The organism is Streptomyces sp. NPDC021224 (genome assembly GCF_044332905.1).
GTDB lineage: Bacteria > Actinomycetota > Actinomycetes > Streptomycetales > Streptomycetaceae > Actinacidiphila.
This window is the reverse complement of record NZ_JBIRPW010000029.1, coordinates 1-20,759: the sequence shown is the minus strand read 5'-3', so window position 1 is coordinate 20,759 and position 20,759 is coordinate 1. Positions and strand designations below refer to the sequence as shown.

Annotated in this window: 21 protein-coding genes; 3 read left to right on the top strand and 18 right to left on the bottom strand. The window is 74.2% G+C overall.

Going from position 1 to position 20,759, the window contains the following annotated elements; all coding sequences use genetic code 11:
* Window position 1: 1 nt before the first annotated feature.
* Together ACH4PY_RS36420 and ACH4PY_RS36415 are read right to left on the bottom strand one after the other, a co-directional pair.
* Window positions 2-766: a DUF3558 domain-containing protein gene (locus ACH4PY_RS36420; RefSeq protein ID WP_398192808.1), complete on the bottom strand. Its 765-nt coding sequence runs from the start codon at window positions 764-766 to the stop codon at window positions 2-4.
* Window positions 767-861: 95 nt separating this feature from the next.
* A complete protein-coding gene (locus ACH4PY_RS36415) occupies window positions 862-1,701 on the bottom strand; it encodes a DUF3558 domain-containing protein (protein WP_398192807.1) in 840 nt (279 codons plus the stop codon).
* Between the two features lie 415 nt (window positions 1,702-2,116).
* Between ACH4PY_RS36415 and ACH4PY_RS36410 the strand changes: the two genes are divergently transcribed.
* Entirely contained in the window at window positions 2,117-3,310 is a 1,194-nt protein-coding gene (locus ACH4PY_RS36410) for an RtcB family protein (protein ID WP_398192806.1), read from the top strand.
* Between the two features lie 54 nt (window positions 3,311-3,364).
* Here the strand turns inward: ACH4PY_RS36410 and ACH4PY_RS36405 are convergent, their stop codons facing one another.
* Both ACH4PY_RS36405 and ACH4PY_RS36400 read right to left on the bottom strand, forming a co-directional pair.
* Window positions 3,365-4,174 (bottom strand): DUF4157 domain-containing protein, encoded by an 810-nt coding sequence (locus ACH4PY_RS36405; protein WP_398192805.1) that lies wholly within the window; start codon window positions 4,172-4,174, stop codon window positions 3,365-3,367.
* A 55-nt stretch (window positions 4,175-4,229) separates the two neighbouring features.
* Entirely contained in the window at window positions 4,230-5,618 is a 1,389-nt protein-coding gene (locus ACH4PY_RS36400) for a hypothetical protein (RefSeq protein WP_398192804.1), read from the bottom strand.
* 197 nt (window positions 5,619-5,815) lie between these two features.
* Between ACH4PY_RS36400 and ACH4PY_RS36395 the strand changes: the two genes are divergently transcribed.
* Entirely contained in the window at window positions 5,816-6,442 is a 627-nt protein-coding gene (locus ACH4PY_RS36395; protein WP_398192803.1) for a response regulator transcription factor, read from the top strand.
* 77 nt (window positions 6,443-6,519) lie between these two features.
* On the opposite strand, the gene ACH4PY_RS36390 is transcribed toward ACH4PY_RS36395, so the two are convergent.
* A complete protein-coding gene (locus tag ACH4PY_RS36390; RefSeq protein WP_398192802.1) occupies window positions 6,520-6,969 on the bottom strand; it encodes a winged helix-turn-helix transcriptional regulator in 450 nt (149 codons plus the stop codon).
* 112 nt (window positions 6,970-7,081) lie between these two features.
* Between ACH4PY_RS36390 and ACH4PY_RS36385 the strand changes: the two genes are divergently transcribed.
* Complete coding sequence (locus tag ACH4PY_RS36385) at window positions 7,082-8,029, top strand: NADP-dependent oxidoreductase (protein WP_398192801.1); 948 nt, start codon at window positions 7,082-7,084, stop codon at window positions 8,027-8,029.
* A gap of 41 nt (window positions 8,030-8,070) precedes the next feature.
* Here the strand turns inward: ACH4PY_RS36385 and ACH4PY_RS36380 are convergent, their stop codons facing one another.
* From ACH4PY_RS36380 to ACH4PY_RS36320, 13 genes are all read right to left on the bottom strand, one after another.
* Window positions 8,071-9,066 carry an NADase-type glycan-binding domain-containing protein gene (locus ACH4PY_RS36380; RefSeq protein WP_398192800.1) on the bottom strand — a complete coding sequence of 332 codons (996 nt, stop codon included), beginning with the start codon at window positions 9,064-9,066 and terminating at the stop codon, window positions 8,071-8,073.
* Window positions 9,067-9,539: 473 nt separating this feature from the next.
* On the bottom strand, window positions 9,540-10,100 hold the full coding sequence (locus ACH4PY_RS36375; RefSeq protein ID WP_398192799.1) for a phage tail protein: 561 nt from the start codon (window positions 10,098-10,100) through the stop codon (window positions 9,540-9,542).
* A gap of 1 nt (window position 10,101) precedes the next feature.
* Window positions 10,102-12,066, bottom strand: a complete 1,965-nt coding sequence (locus ACH4PY_RS36370) for a putative baseplate assembly protein (RefSeq protein ID WP_398192798.1) — start codon at window positions 12,064-12,066, stop codon at window positions 10,102-10,104.
* Window positions 12,063-12,470 (bottom strand): GPW/gp25 family protein, encoded by a 408-nt coding sequence (locus tag ACH4PY_RS36365; RefSeq protein ID WP_398192797.1) that lies wholly within the window; start codon window positions 12,468-12,470, stop codon window positions 12,063-12,065. The genes ACH4PY_RS36370 and ACH4PY_RS36365 overlap by 4 nt, the downstream gene beginning before the upstream one ends.
* 3 nt (window positions 12,471-12,473) lie before the next feature.
* Entirely contained in the window at window positions 12,474-12,746 is a 273-nt protein-coding gene (locus ACH4PY_RS36360) for a PAAR domain-containing protein (RefSeq protein ID WP_398192796.1), read from the bottom strand.
* A gap of 43 nt (window positions 12,747-12,789) precedes the next feature.
* A complete protein-coding gene (locus ACH4PY_RS36355; protein WP_398192795.1) occupies window positions 12,790-14,649 on the bottom strand; it encodes a VgrG-related protein in 1,860 nt (619 codons plus the stop codon).
* A 3-nt stretch (window positions 14,650-14,652) separates the two neighbouring features.
* On the bottom strand, window positions 14,653-15,468 hold the full coding sequence (locus ACH4PY_RS36350; RefSeq protein ID WP_398192794.1) for a peptidase M23: 816 nt from the start codon (window positions 15,466-15,468) through the stop codon (window positions 14,653-14,655).
* Between the two features lie 4 nt (window positions 15,469-15,472).
* Window positions 15,473-15,904, bottom strand: a complete 432-nt coding sequence (locus ACH4PY_RS36345) for a phage tail protein (RefSeq protein ID WP_031525793.1) — start codon at window positions 15,902-15,904, stop codon at window positions 15,473-15,475.
* Window positions 15,905-15,938: 34 nt separating this feature from the next.
* On the bottom strand, window positions 15,939-17,627 hold the full coding sequence (locus ACH4PY_RS36340; protein ID WP_398192793.1) for a hypothetical protein: 1,689 nt from the start codon (window positions 17,625-17,627) through the stop codon (window positions 15,939-15,941).
* Window positions 17,628-17,657: 30 nt separating this feature from the next.
* Complete coding sequence (locus ACH4PY_RS36335; RefSeq protein ID WP_199923532.1) at window positions 17,658-17,798, bottom strand: DUF6760 family protein; 141 nt, start codon at window positions 17,796-17,798, stop codon at window positions 17,658-17,660.
* The gene (locus tag ACH4PY_RS36330) at window positions 17,795-18,250 is read right to left on the bottom strand and encodes a hypothetical protein (protein WP_398192792.1); all 456 of its coding nucleotides are present in this window, start codon (window positions 18,248-18,250) and stop codon (window positions 17,795-17,797) included. The genes ACH4PY_RS36335 and ACH4PY_RS36330 overlap by 4 nt, the downstream gene beginning before the upstream one ends.
* On the bottom strand, window positions 18,250-18,693 hold the full coding sequence (locus ACH4PY_RS36325; RefSeq protein ID WP_398192791.1) for a phage tail protein: 444 nt from the start codon (window positions 18,691-18,693) through the stop codon (window positions 18,250-18,252). Before ACH4PY_RS36325 ends, ACH4PY_RS36330 begins: the two co-directional genes overlap by 1 nt.
* Before the next feature lie 99 nt (window positions 18,694-18,792).
* Window positions 18,793-20,319, bottom strand: a complete 1,527-nt coding sequence (locus tag ACH4PY_RS36320; protein ID WP_398192790.1) for a phage tail sheath family protein — start codon at window positions 20,317-20,319, stop codon at window positions 18,793-18,795.
* Window positions 20,320-20,759 lie beyond the last annotated feature (440 nt).

Sequence of the window (20,759 nt, the reverse complement as noted above, 5' to 3'; positions counted from 1 at the left end):
GTTACGCGTTCGCCGCCGCGACCGCCGCGACGGCTTCCTTGGCCGCCCGCAGCGCGTTGGCGTTGACGGTGGAGGCGCTCGGGTTCTTCTTGCCCTCCAGACCCGCGCCGTTGTACTCGACGATCACCAGGACGTTGCCGGTCCGCACCAGCAGCGTGTCGTCCTGCGAGGTGACCTTCGCGACGGTGGCCTTGCCCGCGACCGAGGTCGCCTGGTCGCCGAGGCCGGAGACGGCCGACGCGGTCGCGCCCGACGTCTTGCCGAGGTCGGCGGCCTGGTCGGTGTAGCGCTGCTGGGCCTGCGTCTCGGCGGGCGTGGCCGGGGTGGAGCTGAAGCGCTGGAGGGTGACGGACAGCCAGCGGTACTGGTAGCCGTCCGGGCCGTTGCCGGTCCAGGAGCAGCCCGCGCGGTCCTTCGCGTCGTCGGAGGTGGCGGGTGTGCCGGCCGGGGACTTGGCCTTGGGCACGATCGCGGTCACGGTGGCCTTGCCGACCGACAGGCAGGCGTTCGGCAGCGTGGCGAACTTCTCCGGCGCGGGCGCCGCGGTCGTCGTGGTGCCGCCCGCGGTGTCCTTGCCCGCGGACGCGGTGCTGCCCTTGCCGCCGGAATCCGAGCCGGAGCCCGAACTGGAGCCGGAGCTGGAGCCCGAGCCTGAGCCGGAGTCCGAGCCGCCGGAGGAGCAGCCGGCGAGCAGCAGCGCGGGCACGGCCGCGGCGCACGCCAGCAGCAGGGCCCGGCGCGGTGCGGTGCGTCGTCGTCGTTCCATGGGTCCTGGGTTCCAGTCGTCGTGAGTCGTGCCTGTGCGGCCGGTCGGCCCTCCACCCTAAGGGGTGAACGGAGCGCCCCCGTGCCGCCGGCGGCTCAGCTCTCGACCTTGCGCTCCAGCTGCTTGGCGACCTTCTGGGCGCTTTGCTGCACGTCAGAGCTTTGCGGAACGGCGTCGGCGGTGGGCGCGGAGGTGGCGCCGTAGTGGATGCTCACGACGACGTTCGCGGTGCAGAAGACGAGCGTCGCGTCGCGGCGCGCCCCGCCCGTGGCGGCCTTGTCGCCCTTGGGCGGGGTGAGGGTGTCGTAGATGAATGCGGCGTTGCCCACATCCGTCAGCCGCCGCGGCCCCCAGTCCTGGCTGTCGCCGTCCGTGCCGGTATCCGGGCTGCCGCTCGCGGTGCCCGAGGGTGTGGGCGTGGACGTGGCCGAGGGGGGAGTGGTGGGCGTGCTGCCGGGCAGCGGCGGCGGCGGGATCGACGCGTGCGAGGCCTGCGCGTCGAAGTCGTTCTTGGCCTCGACCTCGTCGCTGACGGCCGGGTCGTAGGAGACGACCCGCTCCATGTCGATGACCAGCGAGTGGTCCGTGCCGTCCTTGGTCGTCGCGTGCCAGGTGCAGCCGACCCGGCGGTCGGTGTCGTACGTGAGCGACTCCGTGCCCGCGTAGGTCTGCGCGCCCGGCACGAGGGCCTTGAGGGTGTCCAGGTCGACGGCGATGCACGGCTGCGGCAGCGTCTTGTACTTGCCCGGCGGGGCGGGCGAGACGGTCTGGTCGGTGACCGGCGACGACTTGCTGTCGCCGTCCGCGTCGTCCGAGCCGCCGCCGGTGCACGCGGCGAGCGTGCCGAGGCCGCCGAGCGCGACCGCGAGCGCCAGTGCGCCCAGCGCGGCCTGCGGCCTGCGCCTGGAGTGCGCTGTGCGGAGCCCTTGCCTCACGTGCCGCCTCTCGATCTCGTGCCCCGGAGCCCGCCTCGGGGCGGTGGCCCTGCCGGGGGCTTGTGCCACAACCGGGTGCCGTAACGGTCCCGGGGCGGTAATTCCTTGGCGCGCATGAGCGAACCCTGGACACAATGTCTACCGCACGCGGCGCGGAAAGCACCCGTGGGGGTGGGTTTATCGGGTGACCCGTTGGTCTATTCGACGAATCAGACGTTTCATGCCGTATGGGTGTGAAGCTGGCGTGTTGTGCGTCATCGGCCCGGTCGGTCCTGGATCTCCCTGATGTCCTGGTCTGTCGGTTCTGTCGGTCCGGCCGCCTTCTCGTCCCGTTCGTGCGTCCGTCCGTGCGTCCGTGCGTCCGTGCGTGCGTCCGTTCGTCCGTTCCAGTCGGTCTATGTCCCGGGGGGCAGCCATGTCGTACACCGAAGTACCCGGGGTCCGGGTCCCGATCCGTATGTGGACCGATCCCGCCGCGGTGGAGAGCGGCGCGATGCAGCAGCTGCGCAACGTCTCGTCGCTGCCGTGGATCAAGGGCCTCGCCGTGATGCCCGACGTCCACTACGGCAAGGGCGCCACGGTCGGCTCCGTCATCGCGATGCAGGGCGCGGTGTGCCCGGCGGCGGTCGGCGTCGACATCGGCTGCGGCATGAGCGCGGTGAAGACGTCGCTGACGGCGAACGACCTGCCCGGCGACCTGTCGCGGCTGCGGACGCGCATCGAGCAGGCCATCCCGGTCGGCCGCGGTCTGCACAGCGACCCGGTGAGTCCGGGGGACGTGCACGGCATGCCGACGTCCGGCTGGGACGACTTCTGGGCGCGTTTCGACGGGCTCACCGAGTCGGTGCACTGGCGGGCCGAGCGCGCCGCGCAGCAGATCGGCACGCTGGGCAGCGGCAACCACTTCATCGAGGTGTGCCTGGACGAGTCCGGCGAGGTGTGGCTGATGCTGCACTCCGGGTCGCGCAACATCGGCAAGGAGCTGGCCGAGCACCACATCGGTGTGGCCCAGTCGCTGCCGCACAACAAGGGCCTGGTCGACCGCGACCTCGCCGTCTTCGTCGCGGACACCCCGCAGATGGCGGCGTACCGCAACGACCTGTTCTGGGCGCAGGAGTACGCCAAGCGCAACCGCGCGCTGATGATGGGCCTGCTCCAGGACGTCGTGCGCAAGGAGTTCAAGAAGGCGCGGGTCACCTTCGACCAGGTGATCTCCTGCCACCACAACTACGTGGCCGAGGAGCGGTACGACGGTGTCGACCTGCTCGTCACCCGCAAGGGCGCGATCCGCGCGGGCGGCGGCGAGTACGGCATCATCCCCGGTTCCATGGGCACGGGCTCGTACATCGTGCGGGGCCTCGGCAACACCGACGCGTTCAACTCGGCCTCGCACGGCGCCGGGCGGCGGATGAGCCGGAGCGCGGCGAAGAAGCGCTTCTCCACGCGGGATCTGGAGGAGCAGACGCGCGGGGTGGAGTGCCGCAAGGACTCCGGGGTCGTCGACGAGATCCCGGGCGCGTACAAGCCGATCGAGAAGGTCATCGACCAGCAGCGGGATCTGGTCGAGGTGGTGGCCAAGCTCAAGCAGGTCGTCTGCGTCAAGGGCTGAGCCCGGCAGGGCGGCCCCCCTGGGGAGGGGGCGCGGACGGCGGAGGGAGAGGCGTCAGCTTTCGGGCGGCGCCTCTTCCTCGTCGTCCTCCTTGTCCTTCTCCGGCGCCCGCTGGACGGACGCGCCCGCGTCCTCCTCCTCGCGCTGGACGGCAGCGCCCGCGGGCACGGCGGGGGCCGCGGCCGGTGCGGGCTCGGCGGCGGCGGGGGAGGGCTCGGCGGGGGAGGGCGCGGCCATGACGCGTTCGGCGTTGGCCGACGCCTCCCGCTCGAAGCGGTCGGAGGGGTCGCTGACGCGGATCCCGCCCGCGGTCTCGGTGCCGTCCACGGGGCCCTGCCGCTGCTGCATGACGTGCGTCAGTTCGTGGGCGAGCGTGGTGCGGCCGGTGTCGGAGGCGGTGTCGTAGGCGTCGCGCTGGAAGACGATGTCGTTGCCGACGGTGTAGGCGCGGGCGCCGACCTCGGACGCCGAGGCGTGCGCGTCGGAGCCGGTGTGCACGCGGACGTCGCCGAAGTCCGCGCCGAGCCGGGACTCCATGTCGGTGCGCGTCCCGGCGTCCAGCGGCTCGCCGCCCCCACCGCCGACGACGTCGTGCACGGACGACCGGGGCGGGGCCTCGGCCGCGGGCGCCTCCGTGTGGTCCTCGTCGTCGTGCCGCCGCTCGCGTTGCAGCACCGCGCCCACCCCGCTGTTGCCGACGAGCCGCTGGAGCACGCCGAATCCCGCGGCGCCGACCACGTCGGTACGGCCCGTCGCCGCGGCCCGGAGCAGATGGGGCAGGGCGTCCTGCCGGGCGTCGGCGTCCGCGTCCTGCCGGTGGCCGCCGTCGTGGTCGTGGTCCGGGCCGTGGTCGTGCGCTCGCATGCCGGGCTCCTCCCGGAGGGTGTCGTACGGGGTGGTGCGGGTCCTGGGCGGACGGTCAGCCGGTGAGGGTCTGGAGGGTGCCGCCCAGCAGCAGGGATTCCGCGCACTGCGACGGGGCGGGCGCCTTGACCGGGCGGCCGACCTCGCGGCAGTCGACGGTCAGGGTGATCTTGCCGCCCGCCGGGACGACGATCGGCGTGACGAAGTGGTAGTCGGGGGCCCGGAAGTCCTCCAGTGCCAGGCTGAGCAGCTGCCCGTCCGGGGTGGCGACCACGAGGGTGCCCGCGTCGCCCTGCGGGTTCTGCACCACGACATCGGTGACGTTGAAGTTCTTGCCGCCCGGGACGGTGTACGAGGCGGACTTGGTGCCCCCGCCGACCGCGTCCTTGACGCTGATGTGGGCGGTGGTCGGCGTCCCGGCCGCGACGCCCGACCCGGGGCCGGTGCCGGGGCCGCCCGAGCTGCCCGCCGTGCCGCCGGCGCCCGCGGAGGTGCCGCCCGCGGTCGCCGCGGGGGCGGTCGTGCCGGTGCCGGCCGTCGCGCCGGTGCCCGCCGTCGCCCCGGAGGTGCTGCCCGCGGTGGACCCGGCCGTCGTCCCCGAGGTGCTGCCCGCGGTCGTCCCCGGGGAGACGGACGCGGCGCTCGCGATCGACTCGGGCGTGATGGCGTCGCGCGCCGCGGACCGTACGGTCGGGCGCAGCAGCCCGTACCACAGGCCCACGAGGACGCCCGCGAGGAGCACCGTGGTGATGATCGCGCGGGGCAGCCAGCGCGGCAGGATCGCCTGCTGCTCGTAGGTGCCGTCCAGGACGGCGGGCGGGCGCGGGGTGCCGTCCGGGTCGGGCTCGGGCGTGATCAGGACCTGGAAGGAGTGCGTCGCGGGCGCGCCGCGCCAGATCCGCCGTACGGGGCGGGCGCCCAGCCGCGACAGCTTCGTCTCGCCGCAGGGGATGGTGAGTTCGGCGGGCTCCAGCACGAACTTCACGCGCTCGCCCATGCCCTGGGCGGCCAGCGCGACGGTCAGCGGTGTGTTGCCGCGGTTGTCGATCGCGGCCTCGTGGCGGCCGCGCCACGCGCTCTGCGAGGCGCGCGGCACCAGTTCGGCGGAGACGTCGGTGAACGGCAGGACGTCCAGCGGCCGTTCGGCCACGACCGGCAGGTTCGCGTCGCTCGTCGGCACCAGCCGCAGGCCCAGCGTCGTGGTGCCGGGGGCGGTGCCGGGCGCCCGCGGCGGACGGACGTGCACCTGCGCGCTGCCCGAGGCGCCCGGGTAGAGCGACAGCCGCTCGGGCTCCACCGTGGTCCACGCGGCGCACGGGCCGACGGGTTCGAGGCGCAGCTCCTCCACGGTGGTGCCGGAATTGGCCACCTGAACCAGCAGCGCCACGTCGCCGCCGGGCTCCACGGCGACGGCACCCTCGTCGAAGCTCGCCGAAATACTCATACGCGTCACCGTAGGAGCGGAAGTTTTCCTTCCGGAGGGGCCGTGCAGGAAGTCTTTCGGGCAGGAATGGGTTCGCTTTGAGTCATCGTGTGTTGCTCCGGGGAATAGCGGGATGACAGAACGGGAACTCCAGATGCCGACAGTGCACGTCAGGGGTTTGAGACCTGTGCACGAAAGGGGGAGGGACTGTGAAGGAAATGAGTGTCGACCGCATCGCGGTCGATCTTCGGGCCTGGGATCCGATCTCGCAGGCCGGAGTGGCGAGCCAATTGCGGCTGCGGCCGGAGGTCCGCCTGCTCGACCGGGATCCGGAGGCCGCGTCCGTCGTCGTGGCGGTCGTCGACGCGGTGGACGACGAGGTGCTCGGCATGCTGCGGCAGATCCACCGGGCGGGGAGCCCGCGCGGAGTGCTCGTGGTGACCCTCATCGACGAGAATCAGCTGGTCAAGGCCGCGGAGTGCGGATTCATCGGGGTCATCCGCCGTTCCGAGGCCTCGCCCGCGAAGCTCGTCGAGGTCATCGGCGCGGTCGCCCGCGGCGAGGGGTACGTGCCCGCGGACCTGCTGGGCGGACTGCTGGTACAGGTCGGCCGCTTCCAGGGAGACCGAACAAATGTGCATGGATTGAATCTCAGCCGGCTCAACGAACGGGAGATCGAGGTGCTGCGGCTCGTCGCCGAGGGGTGCAGCACCGCGGATATCGCCCTGAAGCTCGCATATTCCGACCGCACGATCAAGAACATTCTGCACTCGGTGATGACCCGGCTGAATCTGCGGACCCGTTCGCAGGCGGTCGCGTACGCGATGCGGCAGGGCCTGATCTGAAAGCCCGCGACATATGCTCCGGGCGCCGGTGATCGTTTTTCCGTGACCGGTCACGGAAAAACGATCACCGGCGCGGATCACCGCCCGTCCGGCGCCTCGTCATATGCGTCGCGGTTCGCCTGGACCTCGTCCATGTGCATTTCCGCCCAGTTCTTGAGCGCGCCCACGACATGGTGCAGCGAGAGGCCGAGCGCCGTCAGTTCGTAGCTGACCGCGACCGGGACCGACGGGGTGACGGTGCGGGTGATCAGGCCGTCCCGCTCCAGCGAGCGCAGCGTCTGGGTCAGCATCTTCTGGCTGACGCCGGAGAGCCGGCGCGACAGCTCGGAATACCGCATGGCCCGCGGCCCGTCGCCGTGCTCGACCCCCGGGCGGTGCGGGCCGTCGCTGCCGAGGGCGGCCAGGACGAGCGCGACCCACTTGTCGGAGAGCCGGTCGAGCAGCCGGCGGCTCGGGCACGCCGCGAGAAAGGCGTCGTAGGAGGCCCTGGCGTGGGCCCTTTCCTCCAGTGTGGTCCGCGACGGCATCGGCGGCTCCTTCCTGCCTCGGTACGCACTTTGAAGTGCCCACTTCCCCGTGGAGAGTAACCCACCCAGGATGAAGCACGAGCTGATCGCACCACATCCGAGGAGCCGCACCATGAGCGTGACCACTTTCCGCACCGCCGTCGTCCGCGAGCCCGCAGGGCCCGACTCGATCGAGATCATCGAGGTACCGCGGGCCGAACCCGGCCCCGGCCAGGTGCGGGTCGCCGTCGCGGGGGCGACCGTCAACCCCGTGGACCTGGGCGTCGCGGGCGGCTTCTTCCACTCGCTCGGCCTGATCCACCAGCCCGAACACACCGGCCTCGGCTGGGACTTCTCCGGCACCGTCACCGCCGTGGGCCCGGATGTCGACCCCGTGGACGGACCGGCCGTCGGCACCCGGGTGGCCGGCCTCGTCACCGGCTTCGACCGCGACTACGGCACCTACGCGGAGGAGATCGTCGTCGCGGCCGCCGACGTCGCCGTCGTCCCCGACACGCTCGACCTGACCGCGGCCGCCGCGGTGCCGCTCAACGCCCTGGCCGCGGCGCAGGTCGTCGACCTGCTCGGGGACGCCCCCGCGGGCCGCGCGCGCCTGCTGGTGACCGGCGCGGCGGGCATCGTCGGCGCGTACGTCAGCGTGCTCGCGCGGGAGCGCGGCTGGCAGGTGACCGGGCTGGCGCGCGAGGGCGACGAGGAGTTCGTCCGCGGCCTGGGCGCCGCCTTCACCGCGGAGCCCGGCTCCGGATGGGACGCGGTCGCCGACGCCGCCGCGCTCCAGGACAAGGCCGTACCGCTGGTCCGCGACGGCGGCGCGTTCGTCGGTATGCGGCCGAACCTCGCACCGCCCGCCGAGCGCGGGATCACCATGACCGCGGTGGAGACGGTGGCCGACGGCCCCCGGCTGGCCGGGCTGCTCGCCCGCGCCGCGAGCGGCCAACTGCCCGTCCGCGTCCACGACGTCGTCGGCCTCGACCGGGCCGCCGACGCCCACCGCCGCATGGCCGAGGGCGGGGTACGCGGCCGGATCGTCATCAGCCCGCGGGCGGACGTGCGCGGATGAGCCCGCGGGGCCGCGGGCCCGGCGGCCCGCGGCCCTTCCGCTCACTGGCGTCCGAAGAACTCCACCTCCGCGACGGCCAGCCGGTGGCCGTCGGTCGCGCCGTAGCTGGCGTCGGTGGTGAGCCGGACGCGTGCGACATCGGACGCGTGGACGTCGAAGGTCTGCGGACCCGCCTGGTCGTGCAGCGTGACGGTGTGTGCGGTCGGGTGGCCCGCGGTGTCGTAGAAGGTCAGGGTGATCCTGGCGGGGCGGGCCTGCGTGAGGAAGGTGCCGTCGTCCGTCGAGCAGCCCGGGGTGACCAGGATCGTCACCAGGTGCACGGGGTGCGGGAACCCGGCCTCCACGTACTGGCCGACACCCGTGCCGGGGGCGGAGGGCGCCCAGTAGCGGTTGGCGTAGCCGTCGAAGGCCATGCCCGCCGGGTGCGCGGGATCCGCGGAGGACGCCGTCGCGGTGTTCGGGTGCAGCGGGGCGGGCTTCGCCGAGCGGTCCCGGACGTTCGAGACCAGGTCGGAGATCTGGCCGCGGACCAGCCAGCCCACGAGGGCCAGCACCACCGCCACCGCGGGCCACACCGCACGCGGGGGCAGCCTGCGGCGGGTGCGGGTCGGCGGCCGGTACCCCGCGGCGACCGCGCGCTCCGGCCGCCGCAGCAGCCGCCGCCACCAGGGCGTCGGCGCCTCGGGGACGGGCGCGGGCGCGGCCGCGGGCGGGGCCTGCGGGTCGAGCACCGCGCCGCACCGCGCGCACAGATGCCGGTTCGCCGGGTTGGCGGTCCCGCAGGTCGGGCACGGCCGGTCCGGCAGCCGCGCGGCCTCGGCGGCGGGCTGCTCCGCGCCGACGTCGAAGAACCCGGTCACGGGCTGCGGCCGGTCCGTCCGCTCCCCGGGCCGCCGCGCCGCCGCCGCGTCCGGCACGAGGGGCCCGCTGCGCGGATCGGGCGGCGGCAGCGGTACGGCGGCGGGCTGCCCCGCGAGCGTCCCCGCACCGACCGGCCCCTCCACGGACGCCCGCGGCGCGACGGGGGCGGCGGGCACGGGCGGTTGTGGCCGGGGCTGAGGCTGGGGCTGCGCCTGCGGCGCGGGCGGTACGGGTGGCGGCACGGCCTCGTACGGCCGAGGCGCGGGCCCGAACCCCTGCCCGCTCCGCGGCGGCTGCGCGGGCGGAGGCCCGTACCCCGGGGAGGGCGGACCGGGCGGGGCCGGGGACGGAGTGGTCGGGGGGGCCGGCGGGGTCGGCGGTTGCGGGACGGGACCCGGCCGGCGGCGGGAGTCCGGGCGCGGCTCGGGCGTGAGGCCGTACTCCTGGGACGGCGGCGCGGACGGCGGCGCGGGCTGCGGCGCGGGCGCGGGGCCGTACCCCTGCGGGGGTGGCTGCCTGCGGGAGTCGGGGTCGGCCCCCGGAGGCTGCGGGTCCGGGGAGTCCGGGGGCGGGTCCCAGGCGAGGAAGGCCTGGCAGGCGGCGCAGAAGCGGGCACCCGGCGGGTTGTCGTGGTGGCAGGTGGGGCAGATCATGACGGCTCCCCGGCGGAGTCGCGGGGGAGGATCTCGACGCGGTACGTGACGTGCGCGGGCACTTCCGAGGCGACGAGCTTGTCCAGCGCGGCCCGGTCGATCCGCGCGGGGTCGGCGACCCGCAGCCGTACCGTCACCCGGGCGCCGGGTGTGCCCGGCAGGGCGGTGCCGGGGCGCGGGGACCAGGCGGTGCCGCCGTTCTCCCGGATCTCCGGCTCCGTGCCGGTCGCCCGGCGGATCGCCTGGACCAGGCCGCGGCGGGTGCCGCGGATACGGTGCTGGCCCACGGCCGCGGCGATGACCTCGCGGCGCAGTGCCTCGGGGCGCTCCTGGTCCTGCTGGACGGCGGCCCACTGGCCGAGCCACAGCAGGAAGTCGGCGGGGGCGGTGCCGCTGCTGAGGTGGGCGGCGAGGTTGTCGAGGACGAGCAGGTCGGGGGCGACGACCTCGTCGAGCGCGGCCAGGAAGCGGTGCAGGAAGTCCTGTTCCTGGTAGACGGCCGGGAGCCGGTCGATGAGCGGGTGCGGGCTGGGCAGCCCGGGGATGGCCGAGCGCATGTCATCTCACCTGCACCTGGACGTCGTGGCTGTAGCTGAACACCAGCGAGTTGGGGGCGAGTTCGAGCCGGTCGACGGGATCGGTGCGCTCGCCGGTGTACGGATCGGCGGGGAAGAGCTTGACGTCCTCGACGAGTTCGACGCCCGGCACGCGCTGGAGCACCGCGAAGACCTCCCCGGCGTGGATGGGCCGCCCGAACGGCCAGCCCTGGTCGTCGGGTCCGCCCGTGAGCGGGCTGAAGTGGTGGTAGAGCGCGGCGAGCGCGGTGTCCCGCAGCGGCCCGGTGGGCGTGCCCGGCACCGCCTGCACCCGCGCGGCCACCGTCATCCCCTGGTAGAAGGGCGGTTCGACGTTGAGCCGGGTGCCGACCGGGCAGCGGTCGTGCAGGTAGGAGGCGATCCCGGAGAGCATGTCGGTGGGCGGCTCCAGTTCGCGGAAGTCGATGCGGCCCTGCGCGTCGCCGCGCCCCGCCGGGACGACCAGCAGCCGTACCCCGCCCGCCGCTTCGGCCGGGTCCTCGCCGGAGGCAGCCGCGGACAGGCACCGCACCCGGGCGACGCCGGGGGCGACCTCGCGGGCGAGCCGTTCGTAGTCCTCGGCGACGACCGCGCGGTGCAGCGTGCGCAGGGTGAGCGGCCCGCGCACCCGGGCGTTGCCGACGGTCTCGCCGTCCACCCCGCCGACCGCCGCCCGGCGGTTCTCGACCCGGGCGACGAAGGGCACGGAGCTGCGCAGGATCCGCAGCGCCCCGCGCGAGACGTTGCCGCGCCGCCCGCCGCCGGTGCGGTAGCCGCGCACCCGTACCGTCGCGTCCTTGGGCGGCACCGCCCCGAACAGCCGCACCGTGCCGTCCGGTTGGTGCACGGCCGGGCCGAAGTCGACCCGTCCGGAGCCGGGGTCGAGGGTGAAGTGCCGGTCGGACCAGGTGGAATGGGCGAAGTCGTCGACCTGCTGCCAGCGCGCCCAGCCGTCGCCCTCGGCGACCTCGACGACGAAGGGCGCCCCGGTCGGCTCGACCGGCGGCCGGGCGACGTGGAAGGTCTGCCCCGGCAACCCCTCGGCCGCGCCCAGCACTTCCGCGGCGACGCTCTCGGCGTGCAGCGCCTCCACCGTGCCGCCGATCGTGAACGCGCCCGCCTGCCGTACGGTCGGCGGGGCCACGTACGTGGGCCTGCCCTGCCCGGCGGCGACCAGCCGGCAGCGCACCCAGCCCGCGGTGACGCCCGCGCGGACCGCGGTCGCGTGGCCCTCGGGGACGTGCAGCACGACCTCACCGGCCTTGTTGAAGCCGCCGGTGTCGTCCTTGTCCACTTCGCAGGGCAGCCACTCGTCCCCGCACAGCGCCTCCCAGCGCAGCGGCGGGTCGGTCGGATCGACGCCCACACCGTGCACCTGGCAGTCCAGCCGCAGCACCACCGCGCAGCCGGGCACCGCGGCCGACAGCCCGACGTACAGGCAGTCGCCGGGCTGCGGGGTGGCCCCGAAGCACGGCACGTCACGGCCGAGCCGCAGCTCGGCGGTGCGGTCGGTGACCGCGCCGCCCGCGGTGCCGGTCGCGAGGTACGCCCGCTCGCACGGCACGACCGCGAGGTCGCGGGCGGTGCTGAAGACCACCGCCTCCTCGGTCTCGGTGCGCACGGTCGCGACCTGGGTCCCGGCCGGTACGCGTACGGTGTCGGGCTGCGGCGCCGACAGCCAGAACGTCACGTCGGCGCGGGCGGCGGTCGGCGGGAAGAGCCGCACGCCGATGAGGTCGAGGAAGGCCAGGTAGTTCTTCTCCGGCACCCTGTTGAGCCGGTAGACGAGCTGGTCGACCATCGTGGCGAAGGCCTCGATGAGCGTCACGCCCGGGTCGGAGACGTTGTGGTCGCTCCATTCGGGGCAGCGCCGCTGCACCAACTGTTTGGCCTGGTCGACCAGTTGCTGGAAGGTGCGGTCGTCCAGGTTCGGGGCCGGCAGCGTCATGCGCCCTCCTGGTGCTGCGGGATCACGTAGAACGGGAAGACGAGGTTGCGTGGGTCGTTCGTGCCGCGCACGGAGTAGCCGATCTCCAGGTAGAGCACGCCCTTGTCGGCCTCGTCGAAGCGCACGGCGACCTCGGCGACGTCGATGCGCGGCTCCCACCGGTCGAGCGCGAGCCGTACCTCGTACGCGAGTTGGCCCGCGGTGCCCGCGTCGGCGGGGGCGAAGACGTAGTCGCCGAGGGCGCAGCCGAACTCCGGGCGCATCGGGCGTTCGCCCGGCGAGGTGGACAGGATCAGCCGGATCGACTCGGCGATCTCCCGGTCGTCGCGGACCAGCGCGATGCCGCCGGTCGCGTCGGTGTGCGGCGGGAAGGCCCAGCCCGCGCCGATGAACTCCTGCCCCATGGCTCAGCCTCCGATCAGCACGGTCGGGCAGCCCGCGACGACGGGCGAGCCGCATCCGGCGGTGTCGCCGACCCGGGCGGCGCGCCGCCCGCCGATGAGCACGGACGTGCTGCCCGGCCCCTGGACCACCGACGGCGGGTGCAGCGGCGTCCCGCACGTGTGCGGGGTGCCGACGACCGCGGCGGCCCGCCCGCCGATCAGCACGGAGGCCACGCCGGGGCCGCCGATCACCCCGCCGTGCCCGGTCGCGTCGCCCACCCGGGCCGCTGCTCCCATCCGCCCCTCACCCCTGTGACGTCGGTCGGTCGTCCATCACTTGTCAGTTGATACGGACCATCGGCGCGGTCACCGACAGCGAGCCGTTGCTGCGGACGTCGGTGCGCTCGGTGCCGTCCACCGTCACCTGGCGGCCCTGCACCGAGACCGCCGCCTCCGTGCTGAGCGACACCGCGCCCGAGCCCGCCTGGAGCGCGAGGCCGGAGCGCGCCGCGACCTCGACGACATCCCCGGCGAGCCGCAGCCGGCCCTTCCCGGCGTCGAGTTCGACCCCGCTCGCGGCCTTCACCGACACCTGCGAGCCCGCCTCGATCGCGACCGAGCCGTCGCTGTGCACGGTGATCGCGGTCTGCTGCCGGTCGAGCGTCAGATGCGCCTTGCCGTCGCCGGTGACCAGCCGGACGCCCTGCGGGCCGCCCGCGGTGTCCAGCAGCTCCAGCTTGTTGCCCTCCCGGGAGGCCAGCGCCCGCCGGTTGACGGCGCCGCTCGTCGGATCGACGGCGTGCCCGCCGCCGCCCTGCGCCCCCGCGGGCTTGTCCTTGCCGTTGAACAGCCCGCACAGCACGTACGGCGCTTCGAGGCGGCCCTGTTCGAAACCGGCGAGCACCTCCTCGCCGACCTCGGGGATGAAGGCCTCGCCGCCGCCCGTGCCACCGGCCTGGCCGCAGCGCGCCCAGTCGCTGGTGTAGTCGTCCGACAGCCACGGGAAGCGCACCTTCACCCGGCCCAGGCCCTGCGGGTCCTGGGTGTCGGTGACGGTCGCGTTGACCAGCCCGAAGCACCGGCCGTCCCGCTCGGAGCCGCCGTCGCCGGACAGGCCGTAGAGCGTACGGTCCTGGTCGCCGGTCACACCGACCCAGGTCTGGTAGCCGCTGACCGGGTCGAAGACGTGCCGCACCGACGTCACCGTGTAGCCGCCCTCGAAGGGCGCGCCGACCCCGGCGAGCGTCACCGTGCTGCCCGCGCGGATATCCGGGTTGCCGCGCACCACCGCGTCCAGCTCCGCGAACGACCCGGCCACGCGCGCCGCCAGCGCCTTCGCGGCCTGGTCGACGTGCGCCTGGTCGCTGTACGCGGTGTCGCTGACCAGCAGACCGGCCGGGCCGAACGGGCGCGTGACGTCCGCGGCGGTCACCCCGAGCCGCAGCGTGCCGGACGTCCCGGCGTCGGCGTGGCCCACCAGCGGCTGCTTGGTCTGCACGTCCCAGCCGCGCACCTCGACCTCGGTGACCTGCTCGGCCGCCGACACCGACGCCCGGCAGCGCAGCAGGTTGTCGCCCATCTCCAGCACCAGCGGATCGCGCGCGGCCCGCGCGGTCACCGCGGGCGCCCCGCCCGCGCCGGGCGGCGCGGTGACGTTGAGCTTCCCGTCCTCGACGTACACTTGCGCGCCCGCCTGCTCGGCGAGGCCCCGCAGGAACGCCCAGTCGGTGACGTTCGGCTGCACGACGTGCTCCAGCACCGGCCCCGCCACGTCGATCGACCCCGGGCGCAGGCCCGCCCGCTGGGCGACCTGCGTGCAGATGTCGGACAGCGTCATGTTCTGGTAGCCCGCGACCCGGCGGCCGCGGAAGAGCCGGTAGGACTCGTCGGTGCCGCGCACCACCGTGAAGGTGCCGCCGTCGTCGATCTCCAGCTCCAGTGCTGTGACCGCGCCCGTCAGCAGCGGTCGCGCGGTCGGCGGCCCGCCCGCGGCCGCCCGCAGCCGCACCGGCGTGCCGACCGCGACACCCGCCTTGGCGAGCAGCACCCGGCCCGGGTCGCGGAAGCGCAGCAGGAAGGTGCCGGGCAGCGTGCGGCTGCCGTCCACCGACGCCTCGACGAGCGTGTCCGCGAGCCCCGGCGGCAGCGGCCGGCCACCGAACTCCATCACCAGCGTCTTCGCGACGCCCTGGTCGACCACGGTTCACACCCCGCCGGAGCCGCTGCCGGGACCGCCGTTGTACGTGCCGTGCCCGGACTGCCGCAGCCGGTCGATCTCCTCGACGGCGGGCAGCAGCAGCTCCCGGCCGTGCGCGAGCCGGATCGGGTCGTCGATGCCGTTGGCCTCGGCGATCACCCGCCAGGCCGCCGGGTCCCCGTACTCGCGCCACGCCAGCACGGCGAGCGTGTCGCCGCTGCTCACCTTGTGCACGCGGTGCGGGTGCAGCGCGCCCGACGTCGGGTTCTGGCCCGGGGTGTCGCCGCTGATCTCCTCCATCGTGACCTGGCAGACCGCCCGGATCGGCACCCCGGAGGTCGTGAAGAGCGTGTAGTTGGCCTGCACCTGGCTGACGTAGCCGGGAAAGCCGGTGAGCCCGCCCCAGTGGAAGACCACCCACGGTGGCGACGCCCGCTTCTGCTGCCGCGTCTGCCCGGTCGGCACGCAGCACGCGAAGAGCTGCTCGACCGTCCGCACCACGCTGGTGTCGTGCGTGTCGCTCGCGTCGAGGAACATCTCGACGGTGAGCTTGCTGGGCTGCGGCCCCTGGTACTCGGGCGGCCCCGCGCTCTTGGCGCCCTTGGCGGGCGTACGGTTCCAGGTCGCCGCCTTGGTGAGGCTCAGCTCCTTGGGGTTGAACTGGAAGTCGATCCGCCCGCACGCCGGGCCCGGGGTCAGGCTGCCGCCCGGTGGCGGGGTGCGCAGCTCCAGGTAGGCGTGCTCCAGCTTCGGACGCGCGCCGCCCGCCGCGCCTGCCACGCTGCCCGTGCCCGTCGCGCTGAACGCCACCGGACTGCTCATCGGCTCAGCTCCCCATCACGTAGCCGTGGTGGGCGATCTCGATCGTCTCCACCGCGACCTTCGGCGACTCCGGACTGAACGACGGCCCGCTCCACCGCACCGGCACCACCTCCAGCAGGCCCCACTGGGCCACGACATGGCCGTCCGCGGTGCGTGCCTCGATGTGCGCGGTGCGCCGCTTGATGCCCGTCGTCATGCTCGCGAACCACTTGGCGACCTTCTCGGTGTCGCGGGTCAGCGGCCGGGAGAGCTTGACGTTGGAGTAGCGCAGCCGGGTGGGCAGTTGCCACGACAGGCTGTTGTTGCCGCCCTCCTCGCGCGTCTCCAGCACGACCTCGCAGCCGAGCCCGTCGCAGGTGTTGAACGAGCCGAGCTCGATGCCGTCGACGGTCACGACGAAGCAGACGCTGACCGCGGGGTCATCGGTGACCGACATGACGTCTTCTCCTTCTTCTGCCCGTAGGGCCTTGTCAGTGGCGGGTGTTGATGAGGAAGCCCGCGCGTTCGCGGTCGCGCCGCAGCTCGTCCTTGAGCAGGCGGCTCAGCCGGGGGAAGAGGGCGCGGACGAGGGCGTCGTCGACGTGCGGGGCGGCGCCGTCCTCCGCGTCCGCCTTCTGTCCGGGGGCGGTGGGCCTGCTCGTGGTCGTGGCCGCGGGCCCGCCCGGGTCGGGAGCGGAGTCCGCGGAGTCGGCGGCGTCGGACACGGGCGAGGGGGCGAACTCGGGCTCCGCCGTGGACGGAGGGGGCTCGGGGTCGGGCGCGCGCTGGACGGCGAGGGCCCGCTGGACGGCGAGGGCGCCCGGGGAGGGGGGTGCGAAGACCACCGAGCCGTCCGCCGCGCGCTGGGCCACGCCCGCCGCGACGGCCACCGCGCCGGCGTCCGTCCAGGGGCGTCCGGCGGGTGCGGGACGCGGGGGCGGTGGCGGGTTCGGGCCGCCGCCGGGTGCGGTGGCGGCCGAGCGCTGGACGTAGGGGGCCGCGGGGACCGCCGGGCGGCGGGCGGGGGCGGCCGGTGCCTCGGTGGCCCAGCGCGCGACCACCGGCCGCTCCGGGTCGGGCGCGGGCGTCGTGGCGGTACCCGGGCCGTCGGTACGGGCGAAGAGCGGTACGGGGCGTTCGCCGACCAGCCCCGCCACGGGCTCGGCGGAGGGCTGCGGCTGCGGCAGGGGCAGGTCCGCGGGAAGGCGCTGCACCCCGACCGGGACCGGCGGCTCCTGCGGCTCCTCGGCGGGGGACCCGGCCGCCGGGAGCAGCGGGTCGTCGCCGAGCAGGGGGGAGTCCGCGGGGGAGTCCGGCGGGGGCTGCTGGGCCCGCGCGACCTCCGGGACCTGCGGTGCACGCTGCGCCGTGAGCGGCTCCGGGGCGGCGGGCCCGGGCCGTACGGACGCGGGCGTGGAGCGGGCGGCGGGCCCGCGGGCGGTCGGGGGCAGCCCCGGGAGGGGCTCGCCGATGCCGAGGTGCGGGTGGGGCCGGGCCGCGGGCGGCTCCGTCGTGCGCTGCACGGGCGGGGTGGGCGGGCGCGTTTCCGGGCGGGCCTGCGGGCGGGCCTCGGACTGGGTCTCCGGTCGGGCCGCGCGCTGGACCGCGGGCGGGGCCGGGGGCCCGGCGCCGGGGGACGGTACGAGCGGGGGCGCGGGCAACTCCCGTACGGTGGGCGGCTCCTGCGCGGCGGGCCCGGAGTCCGGCGGGGTGAGCGGCCGTACGGTGACGGGCTCGGCGGCCGTGGTCGCCGCCTCCTCGCCGGGCGCGGCTGCGGAGGTCAACGGCCCGCCGTCCAGAACGCGTTGCAGCGCCACCGCCGGGTGCGTGCCCGTACCGCCCGAACGCGGCCGCTCCCAGGTGTGGTTGCCCGGTTCCGGAGCCTCCGCCGACGGCGGTTCGGGGGCGGCGGCGGACGCGACGTCGTACAGCATCCCGGCGGGTGCCTCGGAGCTGACCAGGTGGCCCAGCGGCCGGGACAGCGAGACGTCCTGCCAGGTGCCGAGCGAGGCACGGAAGCCGCCCGGGTCGGTGACCAGGCCGAGGTCGCCCGCGGTGCGCTGGATCGGCGGCAGGTCGCGCCACGCCTGCCCGCCGCCCGTCGCGGGGGCCGCGGGCCCGGCAGACGGCGCGGGCGGCCGGTTCCGGCCCCCGCCGCCGAGCCATGACAGCAGTCCCACCCGTCCCCCTCCCTTCCGGCTCAGCGCCGATCAGCCGCTGAGCTGTGCCGCGTGCCGGACGTACCGGAGCCGGTCGGCGTGCTCCAGATCGAGGATCTGGTCGAGCGGCCAGTGCAAGTGGTAGGCGAGGTACGCGACTTCCTCGTGGATGCGGTCGGCCGCGTACGTCACGATTCCCCCAGGCGACCACCGCCGCCGGACAGCTCCACCGCGAAGTCCTCCCGACAGGCCGGGCAGGTGACGCGGGCGCGGGTGTGGCCCTCGGAGTTGATCCGCCGGTAGAAGTCCTGGAGGAAGGCCAGGTCGGACGCGAAGAGGTCCTCGATGACGCCCGGGTGGACGTCCTCGACCGTCCCGATCCGGACGACCACCCGGGAGATCAGCACCACCGACAAATACGCGGAGTTCTCCCGCACCCGGTCGTCGCGCAGCGGCACCAGCTCGTCCCGGGCCGTCGCCAGCCGCATCACGCCCGAGCGGTGCACCGCGCCCGACCCGTCCACGTAGCCGCGCGGCAGCTCGAAGGCGAACTCCGTGCGCAGCCCCGCCCCTTGGCCCGCCTCCGGCGAAGCCGAAGCCGAAGCCGATGGCGGGGCCGGTGCCGCGGCCGTGATCCGGCGCATCAGTCGAGTTCCACGCTCTCGTAGGTGATCGACAGCTTCTCGGTGAGGACCGAGGTGTCGCCCGCCTTGAGCGTGCTGATCTCCAGGGACTTGGGCCAGGCGTTGATCAGCTTGTAGCGCTTGATCGGCAGGCCCTCGTAGTCGTAGACGATGATCGACCCGTTGCGCCGGGCGTTCGTCATCTTCCCGAACCGCGAGTCCTTGATCCACTTCTCGAAGCTGTTGTCCTCGGTGAGACCGCGGGTGACCGTGACCTCGCCCGCCTTGGGGCGGCCCGGCAGCTTCTTGATCGCGTACTTGCCGTCCGCGGTGTTCTGCTTCAGCTCGATGACGTCCTGCTCCATCTTCAGACCACTGACCTCGGTGATCCGCTTGATGAGGACGCTGTCGAACTCCAATCCGAACGAGTGCCCGACAGAACTGTCGAGTTCGGGCAGCGGCATGACTCCGGCCTCCTGTGATCGCCTTCCGGCTGCTTCCGGCTGCTTCCGGCTGCTTCCGACTACGGGACTTGGGGCGGTTTACGAATCGGCGCCGGCGTCCTACTCGTCGACGGCGCCGGACCCGGCGGACATCTGCGCGAGCCGGAAGACGACGAACTCCGCCGGTTTGACCGGGGCCACGCCCACCTCGCACACGACCTGCCCCGCGTCGATGGCCTCCGGCGGGTTGGTCTCCGCGTCGCACTTGACGTAGAAGGCCTCGTCCGGCGTGAGGCCGAACAGGGCGCCCTTGCGCCACTCGTTGACCAGGAAGGCGGAGATCGTGCGGCGGATCTTGGCCCACAGCGCGTCGTCGTTCGGCTCGAAGACCGCCCACTGGGTGCCGCCCAGGATCGACTCCTCCAGGTAGTTGAAGAGCCGCCGCACGTTCAGGTAGCGCCACGACGGGTCCGACGACAGGGTGCGCGCGCCCCACACCCGGATGCCGCGCCCCGGGAAGACCCGCACGCAGTTGACCCCCGCCGGGTTGAGCAGGTCGTGCTCGCCCTTCGTGATCTGCGTCTGCAGCGCCACCGCACCGCGGACGACCTCGTTCGCCGGGGCCTTGTGCACCCCGCGCGTCTCGTCGCTGCGGGCCCACACCCCCGCGATGTGACCGCTCGGCGGCACGAAGCCGTCCCGGCCCACGGACGGGTCGAAGACCTTGATCCACGGGTAGTACAGCGCCGCGTACTTCGAGTCGAACGCCGCCGTACGCTCCCGCCACACCTTCACCTGCTGCGGGCTCAGCGCGGGCGGCGGGTCCAGGATCGCCACCCGGTCGCCCATCAGCTCGCAGTGCGTCACGAGCGCCTGCTGCACCGAGATCAGCTGCTCGCCGTCGATCCGCCCCGCCTGGTACGCGCTCATCAGGTCCGGCGCGGCCACCATCGTGACCTCCTCGACCGCCTCCAGCCCCGCCACACCCGTCCGCTGCTCCGGGTCGCCCGTGTAGGACGCCGCCGACACCTCCAGCGGCCCCGGCGCCGCCGCCGGCACCGCCACCTGCTGCGCCTCCGGCCGCTGCGGCGCCGGGCCCTGCTGGCTCTCGGCCAGCGCGATGAACTGCGAACGCGAACGCACCTGCGTCGCCGCGTTGTCCTTGCTGCGCTTGGTGGTCAGCTTCGGGTACGTCTCCACGACCTCGCCGTCCCGCCGGACGACCAGCCCGAACGTGTCCTGCGGCGGATCCTCGCCCTCGGGCTCCGTGACCTCGACCGTGATCTGCCCGGTGACCTGCGGCAGCGCCCGCACCTCGTACGGCCCGACCCGCGCCGCCTCCCCGCCGGTCAGCTCGGCCGGCTCGTCCTGCGCGGCGGAATCCGGCGCCCCGATCCGGACGACGTAGCAGATGCCGCCGCCGTTCGCGAAGAAGCCGTAGACGGCACCGGGCAGATACGCCCCCTCCGCGAAGTCGCCGAACACACTCTTGAACTGCGTCCAGTTGCTGATCGGTGTCGGCTCGTGCAGCGGCCCCTTGCGCGCGAATCCGATGAAGGCGGCAACCGCGGTCCCGACCCCCTCGATGGGCCTCGACCCGGACTCCACCTCTTCGACGTAGACGCCCGGGGACAGGTACGACGGCATGCCACTCCCCCTCGACCATGAGATACGGGAGGAAATCCTCCGGCGACCTCCCCCGTGGCGCACAGGATTTGGGCCGTACCGGCGACTCGACCTCGATGACCGACAGGGCAGCCCGAACGGTCGAACCGCCGGGGCACCTTTCCCTTCCCCAACGGCTTGCCTTCCCGCCTGTCCCACCGGGACGGGGCAGAGGTGACCCTGGCGGTCATGGTGTCGACCGCGCACGGGGACCGCGGAGGAGCCGAGCGGACCGGGAACCGCCCGGCCCCTGCCCACGAGCCCGAGCCCGCGCCCCTTCCAGCTCCGGAGGCCCCGTTGAGCCGGGCGTCGGTGCACCTGCTCCAGGGTGTGGCGGGGAATGCGGCGGTTTCACGGCTGGTGGCGCAGCGGTACGTGGCTCCGGTGGTGCCTTCGCCGTCGCAGGCGCCGGGGATGCGTCG

Bases quoted from the DNA above. Each gene is read 5' to 3' on its own strand.
- ACH4PY_RS36420 (WP_398192808.1), bottom strand. From the start codon at position 766: ATGGAACGACGACGACGCACCGCACCGCGCCGGGCCCTGCTGCTGGCG.
- ACH4PY_RS36410 (WP_398192806.1), top strand. From the start codon at position 2,117: ATGTCGTACACCGAAGTACCCGGGGTCCGGGTCCCGATCCGTATGTGG.
- ACH4PY_RS36405 (WP_398192805.1), bottom strand. From the start codon at position 4,174: ATGCGAGCGCACGACCACGGCCCGGACCACGACCACGACGGCGGCCAC.
- ACH4PY_RS36400 (WP_398192804.1), bottom strand. From the start codon at position 5,618: ATGAGTATTTCGGCGAGCTTCGACGAGGGTGCCGTCGCCGTGGAGCCC.
- ACH4PY_RS36395 (WP_398192803.1), top strand. From the start codon at position 5,816: ATGAGTGTCGACCGCATCGCGGTCGATCTTCGGGCCTGGGATCCGATC.
- ACH4PY_RS36390 (WP_398192802.1), bottom strand. From the start codon at position 6,969: ATGCCGTCGCGGACCACACTGGAGGAAAGGGCCCACGCCAGGGCCTCC.
- ACH4PY_RS36385 (WP_398192801.1), top strand. From the start codon at position 7,082: ATGAGCGTGACCACTTTCCGCACCGCCGTCGTCCGCGAGCCCGCAGGG.
- ACH4PY_RS36375 (WP_398192799.1), bottom strand. From the start codon at position 10,100: ATGCGCTCGGCCATCCCCGGGCTGCCCAGCCCGCACCCGCTCATCGAC.
- ACH4PY_RS36370 (WP_398192798.1), bottom strand. From the start codon at position 12,066: ATGACGCTGCCGGCCCCGAACCTGGACGACCGCACCTTCCAGCAACTG.
- ACH4PY_RS36365 (WP_398192797.1), bottom strand. From the start codon at position 12,470: ATGGGGCAGGAGTTCATCGGCGCGGGCTGGGCCTTCCCGCCGCACACC.
- ACH4PY_RS36360 (WP_398192796.1), bottom strand. From the start codon at position 12,746: ATGGGAGCAGCGGCCCGGGTGGGCGACGCGACCGGGCACGGCGGGGTG.
- ACH4PY_RS36350 (WP_398192794.1), bottom strand. From the start codon at position 15,468: ATGAGCAGTCCGGTGGCGTTCAGCGCGACGGGCACGGGCAGCGTGGCA.
- ACH4PY_RS36345 (WP_031525793.1), bottom strand. From the start codon at position 15,904: ATGTCGGTCACCGATGACCCCGCGGTCAGCGTCTGCTTCGTCGTGACC.
- ACH4PY_RS36330 (WP_398192792.1), bottom strand. From the start codon at position 18,250: ATGCGCCGGATCACGGCCGCGGCACCGGCCCCGCCATCGGCTTCGGCT.
- ACH4PY_RS36325 (WP_398192791.1), bottom strand. From the start codon at position 18,693: ATGCCGCTGCCCGAACTCGACAGTTCTGTCGGGCACTCGTTCGGATTG.
- ACH4PY_RS36320 (WP_398192790.1), bottom strand. From the start codon at position 20,319: ATGCCGTCGTACCTGTCCCCGGGCGTCTACGTCGAAGAGGTGGAGTCC.